The organism is Nitrospira sp. (assembly GCA_029194665.1).
Taxonomy (GTDB): domain Bacteria; phylum Nitrospirota; class Nitrospiria; order Nitrospirales; family Nitrospiraceae; genus Nitrospira_D.
In genome coordinates, this window is record JARFXO010000003.1 from 635,406 (window position 1) to 655,591 (window position 20,186).

Consider the following 20,186-nt stretch of genomic DNA (forward strand, 5'->3'; position numbering starts at 1 on the left):
CAGAGTGCAGGGCTTTTTCGAGGTTCGGGGGTGCCCGAGGTTGGTCGACGAACTCGCTCGACGTTAGGTGCCCGAATGAACGGTGTGGGCGGGTCTGTCGCTCACGGGTCAGACGTCGATGATCAGCTGCGTCTCCGTGAGCGAAGCAAACTGGAAGACACGCAAGAACTCACCGTGTAATCGACCATCCAATGATTCAATTAAGGGCTTCTCCACTGAGTTTGCCAGGAGCGGGTCGGACTGTTGGTTCCCGCCATCGCTTATCGGGCCTTTCGGCACATCGAAAATGAAGGTCCGATTGGATCTACTCGACAGGGGCATCTTACAGGATTGCCTATTTGAAGAAAACGAGTAGAGTTCTCCCTCCAGGATCATCAGACTTTCGCCGAGGCCGTCTATGACCACACGCAGAGGAGACGTTGATAACCCGTCATGCACGAATAAGGAGGCGTGCAGACGTTCTGCCTAGCTGTCGAACCCATTCGGACACCTGACATGATTAAGGAGGCGAAGATGACAACTCTAATCTATTCGCTGATGACTGTTGGAATGGTGCTGGCGCTCGGGGGCGTTATGGCCGTCTTCGACTTCCACCAGCCTTCGGACATGTTTTCTATGGCCTGGTGGATGATCGTCGGTGGATGGTGTCTTGCATTGACAGGCATGGGGATAGACATCATGCACTTGTTCAGGATCGTCAAACGCGAACCAGCCTACTTGTTCCCAGCAGGAGACGAATCCGTCAAAAAGAGTCGAGAGAGAGGTCGCTCGAATCTGATGATCTGAGAGAGAGCACGTCACTCTGCTCGGCTCTACAGGGACAAGCTAGGCGAAGCAATGGTTTGATTGGTTGATTATCGCGAAGGCCCGCCCTGATCAGGTGGGCCTTCTTGTTTGTTCATACTCCGCTCCTGCATCACCAATTCCCAGACTTCTTCGTGTCGGTCATACTGCGACACGTATCGCTGAGCGTCGCTTGCGCGGATGTGAAAGCAGCTATGCGACTCGGGGGACCGGTGACCGAGAATCTCATCTACGGATAAGCGGACCGACCGAGTGTGAATGCGCGGGGCATTTCTTCACCTGATCCAGCTATAGCCTGCGTAGGGCTCGACCGTGACATGCGGAAGAGTCATGGAGGCATGCCCTTGTGAAAGTCGCCGAGCTGAGTTTATCATGACGCGCGCAAGGAGTGAGCACCTCTTACACATGGAGCACCGTGCATGAAACAGGATCAGAATAAGCCGTCGTCAACGACTCGAATTGAGCGAGATACCATGGGGGAACTGGCTGTTCCTGCCGAGGCCTACTATGGTGTACAGACTGCCCGCGCCATCGAGAATTTTCCGATCAGCTCGCTACGGATGCCGCGGTCGATCATTCGGGCTATGGGGATGATCAAGCGTGCTGCGGCCACCGTGAATCACTCTCTTGGTTTGCTGGAAAAGAAACCATCGGAGGCCATCAAGCAAGCAGCGACTGAAGTGGTCGATGGTAAATTAGATGCTGAGTTTCCTGTCGATCTTTTCCAGACTGGGTCCGGTACGTCGACCAACATGAACACCAATGAGGTCATCTCCAATCGTGCCACGGAGCTGCTCGGTGGCGCACGCGGCAGCAAATTGATCCATCCGAACGACCATGTGAATCTTGGGCAGTCGAGCAACGACGTGATTCCGACCGCCATTCACATCGCCGCGTCAGAGATGATGCAGAAACAGCTCTTGCCGGCGCTGACTCGATTGCACAAGGCGCTGAAGATCAAGGCCAAGGAGTTCGATAAGGTCGTGAAGATCGGACGTACGCACCTTCAAGATGCAACACCGGTTCGGCTTGGCCAAGAATTCGGAGGGTACGCCAGACAAATTGAACTCGGTATCCAGCGGGTCAAACAGGCGCAGGAGGCTCTGAGCGAAGTGGCATTGGGCGGAACTGCCGTCGGCACCGGCTTGAACTGCCATCCGAGATTTTCGGCCAAGGTCATGGCCATCATCTCCAAAGAGACCGGCTGCTCGTTCAAGGAAGCAAAGAATCACTTTGAAGCACAATCGGCGCAAGACTCTCTTGTTGCGGCGAGCGGACATCTCCGGACTCTTGCAGTCAGTCTCATGAAGATTGCCAACGATATTCGCTGGCTTGGGTCCGGGCCACGGTGCGGGCTCGGCGAAATCAATTTACCCGAGACGCAGCCTGGGTCGTCGATCATGCCGGGCAAGGTCAATCCGGTCATCGCCGAATCCGTGACGATGGTCTGTGCGCAGGTCATCGGCAACGACGTCACGGTCACGGTCGGCGGCCAGGCGGCAAATTTTGAACTCATCGTGATGATGCCGGTCATGGCCTACAATCTTCTCCAGTCCATCGAGCTTCTCGCAACAGCCTCCAACAATTTCTCCGTCAAGTGCATCGAAGGGATCCAGGCGAACGAAGAACGTTGTAAGAGCCTTATCGAAGAGAGCTTGGCGATGTGTACGGCCCTTGCTCCGGAGATCGGCTATGAAGCAGCGGCAAAATTGGCCAAGGAAGCGTATAAATCAGGAAAGACGGTGAGACAGGTCGCCAAAGAACAAAAAGTATTACCCGACCGAAGGCTCGCTGAACTTCTCGATCCATGGCGCATGACTGAACCAGGCGGGCCAGTGGGGAGCGCGGGAGGATAGCTGAACGACACCTAGGTATTGTCTTATCGCGCTCGGGCTGTATACTGAAAGCACCATGCGTTCAGCCTGCCAGAGTCACTCGTTCATGATCGGCCTTTTGGCCTTGCTGGTTTCAGGCCTGCTCTCTGGCTGTGCCGCGACTGGACGTTCCTCGGTACAAGATGAGAGGAACGTGACTCCCACCGTGGGCACGCGCGGGGCGCATTGCTGCATCATGGCCAAGGCAGTTCCGCAACAGACGGCGCTGGCGAAGACAGCCGTGCGATTTGTCGGGCAATCCCGCATTCAGGTTGGTGGTCGGAGCTACGCTCCCGATTGTTCCGGGTTCGTTCGAGGCGTGTACGCCACGCAGCGTGTGGACTTGTATGGTGGGCTGGGCGAACTGGATGGAGGTAACGGCGTCGGGCGTATCTTTACCCACGTAGTGGAGCATGGCCGGATTCACTACGGCCCAACCGTCCATCCAGGTGATCTGGTCTTTTTCCACAATACCTGGGATTTCAACCGCGACGGATTGCCGAACGACCCGCTCACACACGTCGGCGTCGTCGAGAAAGTGGACCGTGATGGGACCGTCCTGTTCGTCAGTTCGGTTTCAGAGGGAATTAAACGGTACAGGATGAACCTCAGTCATCCCGATAGGCACAAGGATGCTGATGGACGAGTCTTGAACGACTTCTTACGACGCAGGCATGTGGGAGACGCTCAAGGAACCTATTATCTTACCGGGCGATTGTTCGCTGCTTTTGGAACGCTTGCTCACTAACCTGACCTTGTCCACGAACTTCCTGTCATGTCCTCCTGAGTTCGAACAGCCTGTCCTTCTCACGTTGGCTTTCTCATTTTCTAACTTTTAGAGAGCGTGAGCTGATGGCGCGCTCGGAAACGTAGGCGATCAATACCGATGAGAACTGAAACGACTCAGACTTCAACAGACGCGACTCAGCTCAGGATTGTACCTCTCCTTGCCAAGGAGCTCGGCGTCGGTGCTCCTCAAGTGGCTGCCGCAGTGACACTGCTCGACGGAGGGGCCACGGTCCCATTCATCGCGCGGTATCGTAAGGAAGCAACCGGTAACTTGGATGACACGCAACTCCGTTCACTGGAAGATCGCCTGCGCTACCTGCGCGAACTGGAAGAGCGGCGGACCGCCGTGCTCGCCTCGATTGCGGAGCAAGGCAAGCTCACGGATGCGTTGCGCACGACCATCGAGGCCGCCACGACCAAGCAAGCCCTCGAAGACCTGTACTTGCCCTTCAAACCGAAGCGACGCACGCGTGCCCAGATCGCGCGAGCGGCGGGACTGGAGCCGTTGGCCGAGGGTCTGTTGGCCGATCCCATGCTGAATCCAGAGCAGGAAGCGCTCAAGTACCTCCGCCTCGTGCCAGCTGCTGAGGGGGTAGAGGCGATCAATGTGCCCGATGCTAAAACCGCGCTGGAAGGGGCACGAGATATTCTCATGGAGCGGTTCGCTGAAACGGCCGACTTATTGGCCATGCTTCGGACGCGGCTGTGGGACCAAGGCATTGTGACCTCGACTGTGATGAAAAACAAGGAAACGGCCGAAGCGGAAAAGTTTCGAGACTATTACGCCTATTCTGAGCCGATCAAGACTATTCCGTCGCATCGGGCACTCGCATTGTTCCGAGGTCGTACGCTCGGGGTGTTGAAGCTGGAGTTAGGTTTGGGAGAGGCGCTTGAGACGGTTGTCCCCCATCCCTGCGTCGCGATGATCGCGGTTCAGGTGGGCATCGAAGATCGCGGCCGACCGGCAGACAAATGGCTGGCCGGCGTATGCGAATGGACATGGCGTGTCAAGCTTCACCTGACGCTCAGTACCGAACTGTTCGTACAGCTGCGCGATGTGGCCGAGGCCGAGGCAATCAAGATTTTTGCCAGGAATCTCCATGAATTGTTGTTGGCGGCGCCGGCCGGCCCAAAGGCCATCCTCGGCCTGGACCCCGGCATTCGCACCGGTTGCAAAGTGGCGGTGGTCGATGGGACGGGAAAATTATTGGAAACGGAGACCATCTTTCCGCATCAGCCTCGCAACGACTGGCAGGGAGCCTTGGAGACGCTGGCACGTCTGGTCATTCGCCTTGACGTGGAATTGCTGGCGATCGGCAACGGCACGGCGAGTCGGGAGACGGATAAGTTGGTGGGTGAGGTGATCAAACTGATTACGACTCAGAAGTCTGAGCACGAGGTGGCGAAAATTGTGGTCAGTGAAGCAGGAGCGTCGGTCTATTCTGCCTCTGCCTCTGCCGCGGCAGAGTTTCCCGAGTTGGATGTCAGCCTACGAGGCGCGGTGTCCATTGCCCGGCGTGTTCAGGATCCGCTGGCCGAGCTGGTCAAGATTGAACCCAAAGCGATCGGAGTCGGACAATATCAACATGATGTCGATCAGCGGGCCTTGGCTCGGTCGCTCGATGCCACGGTCGAAGATTGCGTGAACGCCGTCGGCGTGAACGTCAATACTGCGTCGGTGCCCTTGCTGGAACGGGTCTCCGGCCTCAACAAGGCGTCGGCCAGAAATATTGTGGACTATCGAGATGCGAACGGACCGTTCTCAAACCGCGCTGCGATCCGCAAGGTGCCGCGTCTTGGCGAAAAAACTTTCGAACAGGCGGCGGGCTTCCTGCGCATCCCTGACGGCGACAATCCCTTGGATCGGTCCGCTGTGCACCCGGAGGCCTATCCGGTGGTCGAACGTATTCTGACGCGGTTGGAAACCGGGATTGCCGAGCTGATGCGCCGCCCGGCTGTCTTGAAAGAGTTGTCACCCAGTGACTTTACCGATGAACAGTTTGGTTTACCGACGGTGCGGGATATTTTTGCCGAATTGGAAAAACCAGGCCGCGATCCACGTCCTGAATTCAAGACTGCAACGTTTCGTGAGGGAGTCGAATCTGTGAGTGACTTACAGCTCGGCATGGTGTTGGAGGGAGTCGTCACGAATGTGGCGGCATTCGGCGCTTTTATCGACATTGGTGTGCACCAAGACGGGCTCGTGCACGTGTCCGCGCTGGCCAACAAATTCATCAAGGACCCGCACGAGGTGGTCAAACCGGGGCAGGTGGTCAAGGTGAAGGTGATCGATGTCGATCTGAAGCGCCAGCGTATTGCCTTAACCATGCGTCTGGAAGATTCCGCGAGCCGCCCATTTGGTCCGACACAATCTGGTGGTGAGGCAACGCGTGACTCGCGCGGACGTGGACCGTCGGCATCCGGCCAGGCAGCTGCACGAGCTTCACAACCGATCGGTGCCATGGCTCGGGCACTGGCCAAGGCCAGGCAGAAGTCGTAGAGAATTGGTACTGCGTAAAGGAAACCGCCTTACAGGGACCTTGCACGAATGGCAATCGATACTCTTAAGCAAGAGATTCTGCAGGTGGTGGAAGGGTTTCCAAACACGGTCACATTTAAGGATGCGATCGAACGGCTCTGTTTTCTGGCAAAGGTTGAAGCGGGGATTCGTCAGTCTGATAGCGGCGAAACTATAGCCCATGTAGATGCAGTTCGTCAGCTCCTTAAATGACTGGTCTGATCTGGAACCGCCTAAGCCGCTTGTAATGTGAGCCTGGAGTGAGATGCCGTAGCACGTGGGCGTCGAACGAATGCCGTCTGTTCACACCGGCCACTGTTCCTCGTTCCACGCCATCTCCCAGAACATCCACTCGTACCGTGAGCTGATGATGAAGGAGTCCTCCATCCGCTGTTTTTCTGCTTTACCGGCGGTCTTGGCCCACTGATCGACTTTCTTTCTCATCCAGAGTTGGACTTCGGCAAATTCCGGCGAGGCATAGAGCATCAGCCACTCGCGGTAGGGATGACTCTTCGCAGGAGAGCCTTTCCGTAACAAGTGTTGTCCGACGACACAGTAGACCCAGGCGCAGGGTAGGGCAACGACCGTGATCTCCGCCGCAGTGCCTGAAGCCGCGACAGCCAGCATATGTCTGGTATAGGCATAGTTCGTCGGTGCCATCGGCACGGATGTCATCTGTTTGGCCGTCAGCCCCCATTTCTTTCCATAGTTCTCATGCAGGCTCCGTTCGACGACAATCGTTTCCTCGGCCAACTTGTTGAACCGCAAAGCCGATTCTGAATCAGGGGCCTTCAGTGCGGCGGCGGACAACACACGAGCCAGATCGCCAAGAAATCTCGCATCCTGCAGAATGTAATGTTTGAACTTATGTTCAGGCAGTGTTCCGTCACCGAGAGCCACGACAAAGGGATGGTGTAGTTGGGCATCCCAGATCGACGTGGCGAGCTTGCGTAGATGGCTTGAATAGGACATACAGGCCTTCCTAGAGATCTTCGCCTCTGGTGTGTGGTCACGACATATGCAGTGTTTAGTTTCAAGTTTTTACGGTTGAGTTTCAACTCAAAATTCAATACTCATAGCTCAAGGTAATCAGAGCGGAACGTACCTGTTCCTTCGTTACATAATGCTCCTTTTGTCATAGCTGCGTCCTTTCCTGAGGTCCTTCGTCCATAGGGGTGAGTGCGGAATGACCCGTAGCTCGATAACGAGGAGGTTTTCCATGCGTCCCCATATTTCGCTTGATGTCCGCGATGTGTCCAGATCGGTGGTCTTCTATGAAAAAGTGTTTGGGGTGTCGCCACAGAAACAGGTGATGGACTATGCCAAGTTTGACTTGCAGGCTCCGGCGCTGAACTTCTCTCTGGTTTCCTCCACCGGAGATGTGAGTGCCGTGGATCATTTGGGAATCGAGGTCGAGACGGTCGAGGAAATCGCGGAGTGGAAGACCCGTTTGCAACATGAAGGAATACTTGAAAGAGTAGAGGATAACATCGCTTGTTGTTTTGCCAGACAGGATAAGCTCTGGTTTACCGACCCGGACGGGAATGCCTGGGAGATCTTTACGGTTCATGAGCAATTGAAGGTCACAGGACGACTGAGTCAAACAGGGTGCTGCGTGCCAAAGAAGGCCGGTGCTTCAGAGCCGGTTACTTGCGGAGCCTAAGCCGGAACAGTACCGGATGGATGCGAAGGGTGGAGAGGCCATCATGATAAAGACGACGGAAGAACTCTGGCAACTTGTTCGTGATGGCCTCCGTGCCTTCATCGCCAAACGTATCAACGATAAGGGGCATGTCGACGATATTCTGCAAGACGTGTTCGTGCGAGTCCATCGACGTCTGGATACGGTAAACGATCCTCACCGGATCGTCTCATGGATCTATCAAGTTACTCGTCATGCGATCATCGATCATTACCGGAAACCAGGAAGACAGCGAGAGGTCCCGGCTGGATTGAGCTCAGAACTTGAAGTGTTGAACGAAGTTCTCTCGATGTCAGACATGACACCTGATGGCGATGCAGGTGAGCTTCGGGCCGAACTCGCCGGTTGCCTTCGCCCGATGATCGAGCGATTGTCACAAGACTATCGAGACGCGATCACCCTTGTGGAGATCGAGGGACTGACGCAACAAGCGGCTGCCAAACAGCTGGGCATCTCACTATCCGGCATGAAATCCAGGGTCCAGCGAGGGCGCAAACAGCTCAGACAGATGCTCGACGACTGCTGTGTGATCGAGCTGGATCGCCGGAAAGGCGTGGTCGAGTATCGTTCTCGCAAAACCGAGTGTGATGTCTGCGTAGCTGAGAAGAAGCCACCCGAACCGAAACTCTGAACGTAGATGAGTTGGGTACCCTCTGCCGAGAGGGTACCCAACAGGATAAGGCAGGATCTATCTAGTTTAAGGGGGGAACCACACCGGCGAACATCAGCAAGTCGGTGATCTCGAAATCGCCGGATTTTGCCGACGGCAAGGTCGGTTTCCAGTTCTTATCGACGCCTAGGTAGGAGTCTTTATCGGCTTTGAGTAAACCTATGAACACTTCCCCGACAATACGGCCTCCAACCGGTCCCAATCGCATACCATTCTCGAAAACCTCCGCCTCTTTCAGAATGTAGTACCAGAGCGGGGTACTCCGGTCCATGCCGAAGGGAGCAAGTTCTGCAAGTTGTACCGGAGTCAAAACCTGAGCTCCCATCACCCGTGCAATCGTTTGTCCCGACGGAATGCCGAAGTTCACATGGCGCATGAGATTACGCGAGGCCAGCGACTGGACTCCGTCATTCGGTAAACCGGGAGCGGGACCGCGTGATCCTGGCAGAAGCATCAGTGGGGTTGAGAGCTTGCTGTCGATCCGCTTGTTGGGCTTGAAGTTCTCGTCCAACTTAAAGAACGTCTGCCAGTCGATGTACCGACGTGCAGCTCGCTTGCCGCCGCGCATGTCGTTGGGATCGGGATCGTTCGGATCGGCCGAATCATCGAAGATGAAGGCGAAGAACTCGCTGCCGGGAGCTGCTCCGAAATTGAGCCGATAGCTGGGACGAACTTGCGAATGGCCAAAGCGATAGGCACCCACGGCGAACTCCACTGGGATCAACGGCTCTCGTCTCGGGCTGCGGAATCGCGAGTCTTGAGTTCGATCGTGAACCCTATAGAACAGCGGCCCGTTCCGCAAGATCTCATCCGTCCGATCTTGTCCGATGGTCATCGGCAAGAACTCGTTGACGATGATCCATTGGTAGTGCCAAGTCACCTGACGGCGCGCCTCTCTAAAAATATCCCTAGCCGAACGATGCTGCTGGGCCGGATCGGCGCGCAACCGATCGACCACCGCGTTGTGAAACTTTAACATGGCCAGGTGAAATTGACTGATGACAAGATTCTCATCGTTCCGGCTATCTGCGATAATCGCGTTGTTGTTGTGATCACGCGGAAGGTCATATCGCGTTGCCCCCTTTCGAGACACTTGCTCGGAACTGGGAATGGCTTCGATGCGGAATTTGATGTCTCCTGAACTGCTGTCGTACAGTTCCGGTGACCCGTCGGGACCGTCGCCATACACACTGTCGAGATCGAACTCGGCGGTCCGGAAATTGGTGGTCCGTCGGGGAAGGGTGGGTTCTGTCAGCGGCGCCTTCAACGCGAGGGTCAGATCGTGATCCAGAAACTGCCCAAAGAACGTCACCCCGGCCGTCATATTCGGATTATCAGGGTTGTTCGGACCAGGATTCACAATCGACTCTTTCGGATCCGTGAGGAGATCCAAAGCGTCGATGACTCCACCTTTGACGCCAAGCTTTTTCGCCAGCTCTCGCGCTTCATCGGTCGCGGGGGCATAGGGCGGCAAGCCAGGAAACATGCGGCTAAAGACATCATCCGGAAAGCGGGGACGATTGGGTTTGGTCACATGTAGATTATTTTTCTCCGATAGATCTTCGGCAGCTCCCGCCGGTTCAGTCGTGCCGGATAACAGTCCGGCCAGACCAACCGCTACAACATATGCCGCTCGAACGCGCATGAGGAATCCTCCTACGTTTGAGTGTGAACACAAAAGCATCCATCCTTTCCTCACCGCGATGGCCATCGCTGTGGAGTTGTTGCATACCAGCAAGAGTCAGGCCATGATGGAATCAATGCAAAATCTCGAAAAACGCCCATCACAGGCTACGAACGTGTTCAGTTATGTTCGAACAGGGCGTAGTAGTGTAGTTGTGTTCATGCGTAGCTGAATTCCTACGGTTAACGACCTTCACTGAATGCATGTAGGTGAATTGGTCAACATTTCTCCTCACAAAGTATTGAGAGTTGGATGTCTAGAATTGTGGTTGTCGGCGGCGGTCCCGCCGGGCTCATGGCGGCAGAAGCGGCAGTGAGTACGGGCTGCACCGTCGAGCTGTACGATGCCATGCCGTCGGTGGGCCGAAAGTTCCTGTTGGCAGGGAAAGGCGGCTTGAATCTCTCTCATTCGGAACCGATGGAGTCCTTCCTTTCGCGCTATGGCACTCGCCGGGCGTTGATCGAACCAGCGATCAGATCTTTCCCCCCTGCGGCTCTGAGGGCTTGGGCTCACGAGCTTGGCGTGGAAACATTCGTCGGTACGTCCGGACGGATCTTTCCAACTGATCTGAAGGCTGCACCGCTCCTGCGCGCCTGGTTGCGCCGGTTGCGAAACGCCAACGTACAGCTCCATGTCAGGCATCGATGGTGTGGGTGGGATCAAGAGGGGAATCTTTTGTTCACCAGCCCAGGAGGGCCGCAGAGCGTTGAGGCGGACGCTGTCGTATTGGCGCTGGGCGGAGGCAGTTGGCCGCATCTCGGTTCCGATGCCGCATGGGTTCGTATTCTGACCGAACAAAATATATTGATCGCTCCTCTGAAGCCGGCGAATTGTGGATTTGACGTGCGATGGAGCGAGTATTTTCGGACAAGGTTCGCGGGGCATCCGATGAAGACCGTCGAAATCACCGTGAAGACCGCGGATGGCAGCGAGGTTCATCGACTGGGAGAGTTTATGATCACGGAGACCGGTGTGGAAGGAGGGATTATCTATACGGTCTCAAGCCATGTCCGTGATGCCATCGAACAGACCGGCACGGCTACGGTGTCTCTCGATCTCGTACCTGATCGACCACTGAAGCGACTCACACAAGATCTTTCGAAGCCGCGTGGTAAACGTACGGTCGCGACGCATCTCAAACGACGAGCCGGTATTATGGGAGTCAAGGCGGGTCTCCTCCGCGAGGTGATACCCCAAGAGGTCTTCACGGACCCTGCTCGCCTGACCACGGTACTCAAGTCCCTGCCGCTGACACTGGTGGCCCCGCGCCCGCTGGAAGAGGCCATCAGCACGGCCGGCGGCGTCTCGTTTGAGGCGCTTGATGTGAGGCTGATGCTTCGTTCGCTCCCCGGCGTCTTTTGCGCAGGCGAAATGCTGGACTGGGAGGCACCGACCGGCGGGTATCTCCTGACGACATGTTTGGCTACGGGGCGTCTTGCCGGCAGCGGAGCGGTGATGTGGATGACAGAAAATGGAAGATCGCGAGCCGAATAAACATCGCCCCTTCACCGGCTCAGTCGACACATCTGCATCAATCGACCTCCATAGTCTCTTGTAAGCAAACAGCGACTCCATGCAGTTGCTTCTCCCCGGAGCGGTGCATATATAATTTGGGGCGACTTCCTTAATCTGAGACGCCACAGCAACTGAAGGAAATTGATCCTTGTTAGAGGGCAACAATGCCGACTACTGTTCCAGGGACTAAGGTGCAGCTTGAGAAAGAACGGCCGACGGGTTCGTTGATCAAGCCGCATCTCAAAAATCTTTCCGGGAGTGGAACGAAGCTGGACGGCCTGATCATTGAGCGGGATTTGGAGCAGCCGAATTCCGGCATATACCGTCCGACCGGACATACTCCCAAACACATTGTGGTCCTGCATTCAGCTCATCCAGCCACACTGGAATGGCGAATCAATGGCAAGCAAAAGGAAGCTTTCTTTTCAGCAGGTGAGGCCATTATCAATCCAGCCGGATTGTTCGTGGCCCCTCGTTGGAAGGCCCCAGTGGAGCTGCTCTTGATGGCCATCCATCCAGGTCTGGTGAATCAGATCGCGAGGGAGATGGGTTCGGGCAGGCCAGTGGAACTGGAGCCGCGATTTCACTTTCGCGACGAGTTAGTGGAGCAGTTGGCCAAGAGTCTGATTGCCGAGTTCGAGCAGGCATCGTCAGCAGATGGGGTCTACGCCGATTCATTGACCCATACGCTCATCGTCCACCTGATCAAAAAGTACTCAGGGACGTGCATCCGTCCGCAGACCGCCAGACATGGTCTTCCTCAACGCACCTTAGCAAGAGTCGTCGAATTCATCGACACACATCTCGGCGAGGACCTCTCATTGAGAGCGATCGCACATGTCGCCGAAATGAGTCCGTCGTATTTCTTGACGTTGTTCAAACGATCGACCGGCCTCGCCCCTCATCAGTATCTGATGGCAAAACGTATCGAAAGAGCCAGGGCGTTGCTCGCACAGACCAAGCTACCTATCGTCGAAATTGCCGCTCAAGCCGGTTTTGCCGATCAAAGTCATTTGACGAGGCTCATGCGTCGCCATACGGGCCTCACGCCTCGCCTTGTGCGCGGCACATGATTCGATTTCTCATCGAGAACCGTGAGAATATTCCAACCGCAGTGATTGTGTTCAAGATTTCTTCCTGACACACTACCTATTCTGCCGTAAACAGCTTCTCGATAAGCGGGAAAAACATTACTCTTACCAATGGAGGTCAGATATGGCGGATAACATGTTGCGAGGAAAGGTGGTGGTTGTCGGAGCCGGAGCCAAGAATCTCGGTGGACTCATCAGTAGGACGCTCGGCGGAGACGGCGCATCGGTCGTGGTTCACTACCACAGTGAATCGACAAAAGCGCCGGCTGATGAGACTGTACGGGCTGTGGAAGCATCTGGAGGGAAAGCATTTGCCATCCAAGGCGACCTTACGAAAGTCGGCCATGTTGTGAAACTGTTCGACGAGGCGATCACACGGTATGGACGACTTGACATCGCGGTCAACACGGTCGGCAAGGTACTCAAGAAGCCGTTTGTCGAGACGACCGAGAAGGACTACGACGAGATGTTTGCCATCAACGCAAAAGCCGCATATTTTTTCATACAGGAAGCCGGCAAGCGGATGAGCGATGGTGGAAAGATCATCACGATCTTGACCTCACTACTGGCTGCCTTTACCGGGCTCTATTCCACCTACGCCGGCTCCAAGGCCTCTGTGGAACACTTTACCCGTGCAGCTGCCAAAGAGTTCGGCCCGCGCGGCATCTCCGTGGCGAGCGTGGCACCAGGCCCGATGGATACGCCGTTTTTCTATCCTGCCGAATCACCGGAAGCCGTGGCCTACCACAAGTCCCAAGGCATGAACGGCAAACTCACCGACATTTCGGACATCGTGCCGATCGTGAAATTTCTGGCGACAGACGGCTGGTGGATTACCGGACAGACCATCTTCGCCAACGGCGGCTACACAACACGATAGGTTCGAGAATCTCTGGGAACACCGTTAATGTGCCTCGTGCGCAAGATATTTCCGTGGCATAACGGAGCGTTCCCTGAAGCGATGGACGGCCGATGAGGTCTTTAGCCGAACAGCCAATTCCAGAATTTGAAGAACCAGCTCATGATCATTCCGATCCACGAGTCGTCGTTTGCCGAAGGTGGGTCAACCTTCACGGAAGGTGAGGATACCGTCGGTGTGACAGGAGATGGGTTTGGAGGAGTCGGATCGGCTTGTTCCATGTGTGGTGATGTCGCGCCTGAATCGGTCGGTACCGCAGAGGGACTCGGTTCCATGACGGGGGGCTGAGGTACGGACGGCCTGTTCGCGTTTGATGCCATCAACGAGGACGATTGGGCCTGTTTCATTTCCTCCTTGCACTGAGCCACCTTGGTTTGCAACGAGGTACTCTCCTGCCGAATGTCCACGATCTTGCGCGCTAAATCCCAACTTTGATTCATTAAGGTTGCCACCTGTGTTTTGAGCGACGCGAAGGTGTCCTCCGCCCCCTGTCTCAGGATCGGCAACTGTTCTTCTTCCCGCTGAATGGCAGCCTGCAGCTCGGACCTGACGGCCTCTTCTCGTCGATTCGAGGCCTGCAATTTCACGATCTCCTGGTCCAGCTCTCTGACGTCCTCTCGTACCGCTTCCAAGGCTTGGGTCTGCTCCAAGGTCTCCGCCTTGACTCTATCGTACGTTTGCCGACTGACACAGCCGACTTCCAAGAGCAAGGTCACGACGAGCACAGAGAGAACAACCTGTTGAGCGGCCAGGGACGTTGCACCGCTAGGACCTGTCATAGCTGTTGCCTCATGGGTTGACTAAATCGAAACCCCTTGTGCCGGAGTCGGCAGTCGGTCCGGTGAGTAGCTGCGCGTAAGATGTACACAGATGATGGGGATCAGTCAACCCTCCGCAACCTCTCCTCCAAGACAGCTTGGACAATCAGCCGGAGTATGCGTACTATGGCGCGATCATGTCGTCCGACGCAGCTACGGTCATTCGACTCCCACCGGCGTGCGAGACCGCTCTATTGGAACGGTTTCTCAAAGCCGAGGCCATGGCGCTTTGGACGGTACGGTCGGCACGTTTACAACAAGATGTTCCTCCGAACGTCTATGCCTTTCTCCGAAAACACGAGGAAGATGAGCAGCAACATCTGGCACAATTTGAAAACATGATTGGTCGCCGGCCTCGCGAACGGGAACGGCTTCCCTCCGTCCCAAGACAATGGCCCGCGTTGGCCGTTCAGCTCTACGGGTATGAGTCTCTGGGACTTGAACTCGCGACGTTACTCGTCACGCTACGGCCGGACTTAGCCTCGATCCGGGAGGACGAACTTGTCCATGTGGAATTTTTTGAACAAGAGATTCACCGACTGCTCAGAGGCGAGGCTACTGGTGCCGAACAAGCCAGGATCTCCGCGCTTGCATGGTGGCGGAAATTACCGCGAACGGTCGATCGCTATCTCGATGCGGCGGTGCTCGATCCCCATCGGAAGGCACTGGCAATGCAGATTCTGGCTGCTATCGAACAGCGCTTTCGTGGAACAGGACTTCTCTAGCAGACTGCGGAAAAACTCGATTTGCGTGCTTCGACGGGCTCAGCACGAACGAAAAACTTCAGCAAACTCAATGACCGATCCGTACCTCCTGAGGCTCTCGAAGGATGAGCGGAGGGTTTTTCCGCAGCCTGTTACCTGTTAGAGGAAGGAAACGACGATGATGCCGCCGGTCAGGCTTGATGTTGGAGAAGACCCGTGACGGACCCCATCTTTCGGTATTTCCGATCCCGCTGAGCAAGGAGTTGTTCGACGGGAAGATCAAGCAGATCGAATAGTTGGTTGGTCAGCGCCTTTCCCACCAGGCTGCAGACGGCTCGCGGCTCGCGATGGGCACCACCCAGCGGTTCGGCAACAATGGTGTCGATCACTCCGAGCGCCATCAGATCCTGTGCGGTCATTTTCAATGCAGAGGCGGCATCGGGAACCTTCTCCGGGCTGTCCCAAAGAATCGCAGCACAGCCTTCAGGTGAAATGACCGAATAGACCGCATGTTCCAGCATCAGGATGCGGTCGGCGACGCCGAGGGCTAAGGCCCCTCCGCTTCCCCCTTCACCGATGACCACGGAGATAATCGGCACGGTCAATCGAGACATGACAAACAGATTGCGGGCGATGGCTTCGGCTTGTCCACGTTCTTCGGCACCAATACCAGGATAGGCACCAGGCGTATCAATAAAGGTCATGATCGGGCGGTTGAACTTTTCCGCCATTTTCATGAGCCTCAGCGCCTTTCGATACCCTTCCGGGTTGGGCATGCCGAAGTTCCGTTGCATGCGCTCTTTGAGAGTTTTGCCTTTTTGATGACCGATAATCATCACGGGGCGGTCGTTGAATCGGGCAAACCCTCCCACGATGGCCCGATCGTCTCCAAACACACGGTCGCCATGAAATTCAAGAAAGTCTCTCGTCAGTTCATTGATATAGTCCAGCGTGCTTGGGCGTTGAGGGTGTCGGGCCAGTTGGGTTCTTTGCCAGGGGGTCAGAGTTTTGTAGAGTTCGTGTTCGGTTTGCGCAAGCTTTGCACGAAGCTTGCGGATGTCATTTTGGATGGACGATTTCCCGCTGGTGGCTGTGTCAGAAAGTTTCTCAATCTTCTCTTCGATCTCTCGGATCGGCTTTTCAAATTCGAGGTAATCGCGCATAGTCCTGTTCAACTCCGTACCACGATCGGCCACATTGACCAACTGGAGCCTTTTAAGATAGCAAAGAGAGGGTCCCTTTGCCTAGCACTTCCTCAACATCCGACATAAAATGGTCGCTGGCGCACACGGTGAGATGAGGGAGGGGAGCGGTCTCGGCTTCCAAGGTGCCGTCGGTTCGAAACAACATCGAGATCGAGGTACTACCGGGATGCCGTCGAAAGATGTCCAACAATCGAGGCAACTGCTCACGGACCTCCGGACAATCACTGAGGCGGATACGGATCCGTTTGATGGACTGCGCTTGGACCTCAGCGAGCGGTTCGATCTTACTGCCCCGAATTTTCGTACCCTTGTCTCCTCGATCGATGGTGCCGGTGATGCGGACAATCCGTTCGGGTGCGATCAGCTCACCTGCCGTCCTGAACAAATCGGGAAACACGATCACTTCAATGGTGCCTTGCAGATCTTCCACCGTGAGATAGGCCATTCGATCGCCCTTCTTCGTCAGCATCGATTTGACCGTGGCGATAATGCCGCAGATCTTCACCTCGCCGCCGTCAGGGCATTCCTTCAATCCCACTGTCGTGGTGGTCGATAAGGCGCTCAGGGTCGCTTCGTAGCGGGCAAGGGGATGGGCGGAAATATAGAACCCGGTCAGCTCCCGTTCATACTTCAATCGTTGCGCTTGATCCCATTCCTCAAGCGAGGGCAGCGGGGGAGTCGGCAAGGCGGTTGAGGTGGGGTGCCCATTCACCTCTTCGCCGAAAATGCTGATCTGCCCGAGCTCCCGCTCGCGTTGGGCCGCCGCGCCTTCTTCCACGGCTTGATCGAGCACCGCCATCAATTGCGCACGCTTGGCACCAGTGGAATCGAAAGCGCCAGACTTGATGAGGCCTTCCAACATACGCTTATTTACTTTATGGAGATCGACCCGCCGGCAGAAGTCGAATAACGATCCGAAGGGGCCACCCTGAATCCGCACCTCCAGGACCGACTCCACGGCCCCCTCGCCGACGTTCTTGATTGCGGCCAAACCGAACCGGATGGCCCCACCGGCGACGGCAAAGTGCGTGTGGCTGGCGTTCACGTCCGGACCCAGCACTTTGATGCCCAGATCACGACATTCGGTGAAATAGCCAACCAGCTTGTCCTGGTTGCCCATGTCGGTCGTCATCAGGGACGCCATAAACTCGGTCGGGTAGTGGGCCTTCAAATAGGCCGTTTGGTAACAGACAACAGCATAGGCGGCGGCGTGTGATTTATTGAAGCCGTATCCGGCGAATTTTTGAATCAACTCGTAGAGTTTTTCGGCTTTCTTCTCAGGAATCTTTTTCTGCTTCGCGCCATCGAGGAACTTGGCGCGCAACTTTTCCATCTCTTCCGGCTTCTTTTTGCCCATCGCACGACGAAGAATATCGGCTTGGCCCAACGAGAACCCGGCCATCTTGTTGGCAATCGCCATGGCCTGTTCCTGATAGACGATGACACCATAGGTCTCCTTGAGGAGCGGCTCCAATTCTGAAACCTCATAGGTAATCGGTACCTTACCCTGCTTTCGCTTGATGAAATCAGGAATGAGGTCCATCGGTCCGGGGCGATAGAGCGCGATAATGGCGATGATGTCTTCGAATCGATCGGGCTTCAGTCCGGTGAGGAGATCCCGCATGCCTGAGCTTTCCAGCTGGAACAGTCCCGTTGTTTTTCCGGAGCTCAACAGCGCGAATGTGGCCGGGTCGTCGAACGGCACCTGATCGATCACGAGCTGCGGCGCCTCGGGATGCGTGTCGTTGATCAAGGTTTCGGCACGCCTGATCATCGTGAGGGTCTTGAGACCGAGAAAGTCGAATTTGACCAACCCGATTTTCTCGACGTCCCCCATCGAGTACTGGGTCACAATTTCGTCGTTGGCACCCTTATAAAGGGGCACGTGGTCGGTGAGCGGTCCTTCGGAAATCACGACGCCCGCTGCATGGGTCGAAGCATGGCGAGCCAGGCCTTCGAGGGATTGCGCATTGGTCATGAGCTCTTTGACCTTGGGGTCCGTCTCCACCAGCTCGCGTAAGCGAGGCTCTGTGTCCAATGCCTGCTGCAGCGTGATGTTCAATTGATTGGGGACCAGCTTCGCAACTTTATCCGCGTCGGCGTAGGGCATTTCCAACACGCGCCCCACGTCGCGAATCGCAGCCTTCGCGCCGAGTGTGCCGAACGTAATAATTTGAGCGACATGGTCGGTTCCATACTTGTCCACCACGTAATTGATCACTTCCCCACGACGATCCATGCAGAAATCCATATCGATATCAGGAAGCGAGACGCGCTCGGGGTTCAAGAAACGCTCGAACAATAGGGTATAGACGAGTGGATCGAGATCGGTAATGCGCAGGGCATAGGCCACAAGGCTACCGGCGGCAGAACCCCGCCCAGGCCCTACCGGGATCCCCTTTGAACGAGCGAAGCGGATGATGTCCCACACGATGAGAAAGTAGCCTGCAAACCCCATCGAGCAGATCACCATCAATTCTTCCCTGAGGCGCTGATCATAGGCAGCAGAAGCCACCCGACTGGGCCTTTCTTTTAGTCGTTCCTTCAAACCGGCGAGGGCGAGATGTTCCAAATAGGACTCACGATCCTTGAATTCATCTGGGACCCGATATTGTGGAAGATGAGTCTTGTTCAGCGGGAGGTCGAGTTCGCAATGGTCGGCGATGCGGCAGGTGTTCGTCACGGCGCCGGGAAACTCCGCGAACGCGGGAGCGATTTCCTCCGTTGATTTGACGTACAGTTGATCCGTGTCGAACTTCATCCGGTTGGGATCGCTGACCGTCTTTCCTGTCTGCAGGCACAGCATCAGCTCATGCGGCCGCGCGTCTTCCTTGTTCAAGTAATGACAATCATTCGTGCCAGCCAGCGGAATCCCGAGCTTCTTATGAATGTCCATCAAGCCGGCATTGGCCACCCGCTGATGATCGAGTCCGTTCGCCTGCACCTCGAGGTAGAAGTGATCCTTCCCAAAGATCTCCTGAAATTCACCGGCGACCGCCATGGCTCCCTGCATATCTTGCTGGCCGATGAGATAGGGAATCTCGCCGCTCAGGCAGCCTGAAAGGGCGATGATGCCATCATGATGTGACTTCAACAGTTCCTTATCGATTCGAGGCTTATAATAGAATCCTTCAAGATATCCTTTACTGACGAGCTTAATGAGGTTCTGATAACCGGTCAGATTTCTCGCGAGGAGAATCAGATGATAGTAATCATTATGCGCGAGGCCGCTGTCTTTCTTGGCATGTCGACTGCCAAGCGCCATGTAGGCTTCGCAGCCGATGATCGGCTTGACGCCCACCTCTTTGGCTTTGCGATAAAACTCGATCGCGCCGAACATGTTGCCATGGTCCGTCATCGCCACAGCCGGCTGATTGAACGACTTGATCTGCCGAACCAGCGGCTCAATCTGATTGGCGCCGTCGAGGAGACTGAATTGGGTGTGGAGATGCAGGTGCACGAAGGATGAAGCCATGGCGAGCGATTCTATGGAGATGGGGAGGGGAAGTCAAACGTTGGAGGATGCGGTGTGGCTAAGAGGCACTTGACGGAGTCGACGAATCGTCTGAGAATGTGCCGCGCCAGGACATTTGTGTGAGTGTCGCGGGCTATGATCTACGCATGTGTTGCATCAAGAGCCAGCGGGGTGTCCGCAGTCCGCCGGACGGGATGTGAACCCATTCCAGGAGATGTTTAGGCCGATCCACATAAGGACCCGTGATAAGTGACCGAACGAGGAGGAAGCCATTGAGGAGAAAAGAGTTCTTAGTCTCTCGGCAGGAAAACACGCGGCGTGTTCTACGGACAGAAACTCGAAGATCTGCGACATATGTGGGTACAGCTAATTATTATTAGCCCGACCAGGGGGATCTGAGAGCCAGTCAGGACGAACT

Annotated in this window: 16 protein-coding genes; 11 read left to right on the forward strand and 5 right to left on the reverse strand. The window is 55.6% G+C overall.

Annotated features, from left to right (window positions below; translation table 11 throughout):
* The first annotated feature begins 513 nt into the window (after positions 1-513).
* The 5 genes from P0119_12490 to P0119_12510 all read left to right on the forward strand — a co-directional run bounded on the left by P0119_12490 (position 514) and on the right by P0119_12510 (position 6,198).
* Positions 514-786: a hypothetical protein gene (locus P0119_12490; GenBank protein ID MDF0666875.1), complete on the forward strand. Its 273-nt coding sequence runs from the start codon at positions 514-516 to the stop codon at positions 784-786.
* A gap of 437 nt (positions 787-1,223) precedes the next feature.
* Positions 1,224-2,660: a class II fumarate hydratase gene (locus P0119_12495; protein MDF0666876.1), complete on the forward strand. Its 1,437-nt coding sequence runs from the start codon at positions 1,224-1,226 to the stop codon at positions 2,658-2,660.
* A 172-nt stretch (positions 2,661-2,832) separates the two neighbouring features.
* Positions 2,833-3,426 (forward strand): CHAP domain-containing protein, encoded by a 594-nt coding sequence (locus tag P0119_12500; GenBank protein MDF0666877.1) that lies wholly within the window; start codon positions 2,833-2,835, stop codon positions 3,424-3,426.
* A gap of 138 nt (positions 3,427-3,564) precedes the next feature.
* Positions 3,565-5,967 carry a Tex family protein gene (locus P0119_12505; protein ID MDF0666878.1) on the forward strand — a complete coding sequence of 801 codons (2,403 nt, stop codon included), beginning with the start codon at positions 3,565-3,567 and terminating at the stop codon, positions 5,965-5,967.
* Positions 5,968-6,015: 48 nt separating this feature from the next.
* The gene (locus tag P0119_12510; protein MDF0666879.1) at positions 6,016-6,198 is read left to right on the forward strand and encodes a hypothetical protein; all 183 of its coding nucleotides are present in this window, start codon (positions 6,016-6,018) and stop codon (positions 6,196-6,198) included.
* Between the two features lie 90 nt (positions 6,199-6,288).
* Here P0119_12510 and tenA read toward each other — a convergent pair whose 3' ends face one another.
* On the reverse strand, positions 6,289-6,957 hold the full coding sequence (gene tenA / locus P0119_12515; GenBank protein MDF0666880.1) for a thiaminase II: 669 nt from the start codon (positions 6,955-6,957) through the stop codon (positions 6,289-6,291).
* A 247-nt stretch (positions 6,958-7,204) separates the two neighbouring features.
* On the opposite strand from tenA, the gene P0119_12520 reads away from it, so the two are divergent.
* Positions 7,205-7,648, forward strand: coding sequence for an ArsI/CadI family heavy metal resistance metalloenzyme (locus P0119_12520; GenBank protein ID MDF0666881.1), 444 nt, complete (start codon positions 7,205-7,207; stop codon positions 7,646-7,648).
* Between the two features lie 43 nt (positions 7,649-7,691).
* Entirely contained in the window at positions 7,692-8,318 is a 627-nt protein-coding gene (gene sigZ, locus P0119_12525; GenBank protein ID MDF0666882.1) for an RNA polymerase sigma factor SigZ, read from the forward strand.
* Positions 8,319-8,379: 61 nt separating this feature from the next.
* Here the strand turns inward: sigZ and P0119_12530 are convergent, their stop codons facing one another.
* Entirely contained in the window at positions 8,380-10,002 is a 1,623-nt protein-coding gene (locus P0119_12530) for a heme peroxidase family protein (GenBank protein MDF0666883.1), read from the reverse strand.
* A gap of 291 nt (positions 10,003-10,293) precedes the next feature.
* On the opposite strand from P0119_12530, the gene P0119_12535 reads away from it, so the two are divergent.
* The 3 genes from P0119_12535 to P0119_12545 all read left to right on the forward strand — a co-directional run bounded on the left by P0119_12535 (position 10,294) and on the right by P0119_12545 (position 13,527).
* Positions 10,294-11,535 carry a TIGR03862 family flavoprotein gene (locus P0119_12535; protein MDF0666884.1) on the forward strand — a complete coding sequence of 414 codons (1,242 nt, stop codon included), beginning with the start codon at positions 10,294-10,296 and terminating at the stop codon, positions 11,533-11,535.
* A gap of 185 nt (positions 11,536-11,720) precedes the next feature.
* Entirely contained in the window at positions 11,721-12,629 is a 909-nt protein-coding gene (locus P0119_12540) for an AraC family transcriptional regulator (GenBank protein MDF0666885.1), read from the forward strand.
* Between the two features lie 142 nt (positions 12,630-12,771).
* Positions 12,772-13,527 carry an SDR family oxidoreductase gene (locus P0119_12545; GenBank protein ID MDF0666886.1) on the forward strand — a complete coding sequence of 252 codons (756 nt, stop codon included), beginning with the start codon at positions 12,772-12,774 and terminating at the stop codon, positions 13,525-13,527.
* A gap of 101 nt (positions 13,528-13,628) precedes the next feature.
* Here the strand turns inward: P0119_12545 and P0119_12550 are convergent, their stop codons facing one another.
* Positions 13,629-14,345 carry a hypothetical protein gene (locus P0119_12550; GenBank protein MDF0666887.1) on the reverse strand — a complete coding sequence of 239 codons (717 nt, stop codon included), beginning with the start codon at positions 14,343-14,345 and terminating at the stop codon, positions 13,629-13,631.
* A gap of 137 nt (positions 14,346-14,482) precedes the next feature.
* Here P0119_12550 and P0119_12555 point away from each other — a divergent pair, with 137 nt between their 5' ends.
* On the forward strand, positions 14,483-15,109 hold the full coding sequence (locus tag P0119_12555) for a hypothetical protein (GenBank protein MDF0666888.1): 627 nt from the start codon (positions 14,483-14,485) through the stop codon (positions 15,107-15,109).
* A gap of 170 nt (positions 15,110-15,279) precedes the next feature.
* On the opposite strand, the gene P0119_12560 is transcribed toward P0119_12555, so the two are convergent.
* Positions 15,280-16,251, reverse strand: a complete 972-nt coding sequence (locus tag P0119_12560) for an acetyl-CoA carboxylase carboxyltransferase subunit alpha (GenBank protein ID MDF0666889.1) — start codon at positions 16,249-16,251, stop codon at positions 15,280-15,282.
* Between the two features lie 52 nt (positions 16,252-16,303).
* Positions 16,304-19,768, reverse strand: coding sequence for a DNA polymerase III subunit alpha (locus P0119_12565; protein MDF0666890.1), 3,465 nt, complete (start codon positions 19,766-19,768; stop codon positions 16,304-16,306).
* Positions 19,769-20,186: the final 418 nt, after the last annotated feature.